General features: G+C 50.6%; 1 protein-coding gene. It reads right to left on the bottom strand.

Annotated elements, in window-relative coordinates:
* Positions 1-676 (bottom strand): Gfo/Idh/MocA family protein (locus ACFOY6_RS24255; RefSeq protein WP_379652476.1); only part of this gene is annotated, 676 nt, incomplete at both ends.

Genomic DNA, 676 nt, shown 5'->3' with positions numbered 1-676 from the left:
CTTTCACCGTGGACATGGCGTAAAAAACCTTCCCACTGCACTTTGAACGCGTTGTCATAGGTTGTGGTATCCGGTACCGGAACCCAGTCTTTGAAAAAGTCATGAGTCTGGCGCTCATCAGGATTCCAGACAGGTTTGGGGGTATTAACTCTGGCCTGGGTAAGGCAATCGGTCAGTCCGGCTACAGCGGAACCATTGACGCCATCGACCTGGAATGTCACCAGGTCGTCACGACGAACCCGAACACACCAGGAGCTGTTGATTTGTACGATGGTGCCATTATGCAGTTCGAAAGTGGCATACGCGGCATCATCTGCGGTTGCGGCGTAAGGATTACCTTGTTCATCGACACGTTGTGGGATATGGGTGGCACCAAGGCAACTAATACTCTTGATTTCGCCGAATAAATTGTCGATGACATAACGCCAGTGGCAGATCATGTCGAGAATGATGCCGCCACCCTCTTCCTGACGATAGTTCCAGGATGGACGCTGCGCTGGCTGTAAATCACCTTCGAAGACCCAGTAGCCAAATTCACCCCGTACAGAAAGAACTTTGCCAAAAAAGCCAGACTCAGTGAGAAGCTGTAATTTACGTAATCCGGGTAGCCATAATTTGTCCTGCACCACACCGTGGCAAACACCCTGTTGTTCTGCGTAGTGATAGAGTTCCATGG

The sequence above is a fragment of the Teichococcus aestuarii genome (assembly GCF_042651065.1).
Classification (GTDB): Bacteria; Pseudomonadota; Alphaproteobacteria; order Acetobacterales; family Acetobacteraceae; genus Pseudoroseomonas; species Pseudoroseomonas aestuarii.
The sequence above is the reverse complement of the archived record's forward strand: the minus strand, read 5'-3'. Positions and strand labels throughout refer to the sequence as shown.